We start from the raw sequence: 1,217 nt of genomic DNA, 5'->3' as shown, positions 1-1,217 counted from the left end.
CGATACAGTGTTCGTATCCGAAGGAGGGGACCATGACCAGCACGTACACCACCGAACCCACCACCGGCGAGAGCTACACCTCTCTGGCCACCACCTACTCCGTCCAGATCAACACCGCCGAGCTCGAACTCGTCGCTTTCCTCGTGGGTATCCCCGATGGCAGTCGCCTGGCCACCGCACAGGCCGTCCGACGCCGGAGCACCCGCGAGGCCTACCGGTACGCCCACGCCGCGGACATCGCGCAACGCATGCCGACGTTGTTCAGCCACTTCCGGGACGACGGCCGTTATTCCGTCGACCATCTCGACGCGATCTGGAGCCGGCTCAACCGGCACGCCGCGGCACTCCAGGCGGCCGGGGCCGAGGTGCCGCAGTGTCTGGATGCCGCTGTCGCCCTCGGCGTCGCCGACTGGATCGCCACGACCGGCATCACCTGTCTGACCGCGTTGGCCGATGTCGCCGATGAGGTGCTGTGCACCGTGGCACCCCTGGTCGTGGAGGCGACCGAGCAGGAGGAGGCAGAGGTGGTGTCCCTGACCCGGCGGAGTACGAGGTTCACCCTGGACTGCGGCAGCGAGTTCGTCGCCGATGCGTTGTGGTCCTCGCTTAGTACTGCTGCGCTGGAGGTGCGTCGCGACATTCTGGCCGACCGGGCCGGTCAGGCCGACCGGGATGGGCAGTCGGCACCTGTGTTGATGTCCCGGTGCCGGGGCGAGGTCGCTCTCGGCGCACTCGGCGGTCGGCGTGACCAGCTCAACGTCACGGTGAACACCTACCGTGTGCAGGATAAGGCCCCGTCCTATGTCCTGGGGTGCGGGTGGGTTTCTCCGGCTACGGGTGCGGAGTTGGCCGGTCTTGCCGGGCATGTCCGTGAGCTGCCCGCATTTGATCAGGTTCCGCCGACCGGGGCCTACCGGTTTACGACCCTGCAGCGGGTTCAGATCGAAGGCCGCGACGGGCATTGCAGGTTCCCCGGGTGCGATATCCCCGCTGACGACTGCGAGCATGATCACCTGGTCAATTCCCCGCATACCGACCCCGACAGCGACGGGCCGACGAGTGTGGCCAACGGGATCTGTCTGTGCCGCACGCATCACAGGTTGAAGACCGCTGGGATCTGGGAACCCAGCACCCCGGACGATGCCCTCACCCTGCACTGGCACGGCCCCGGCGGCAGTCGGGTCACCACGATCGCCGCCGGGCCACTGTCCCCGGCG

Annotated in this window: 1 protein-coding gene; it reads left to right on the top strand. The window is 67.6% G+C overall.

Translation table 11 applies throughout. The features are described 5' to 3' along the window. Positions 1 to 32: 32 nt before the first annotated feature. Positions 33 to 1,217, top strand: a 1,185-nt coding sequence (locus BJF89_RS11400) for an HNH endonuclease signature motif containing protein (protein ID WP_075815019.1), incomplete at its 3' end; no start/stop codon positions are given.

Origin of the sequence: Corynebacterium sp. CNJ-954, assembly GCF_001942345.1 — a bacterium.
Classification (GTDB): Bacteria; Actinomycetota; Actinomycetes; order Mycobacteriales; family Mycobacteriaceae; genus Corynebacterium.
Note: the sequence above shows the minus strand (reverse complement) of the source record. Positions and strands in the feature narration are given on the sequence as shown.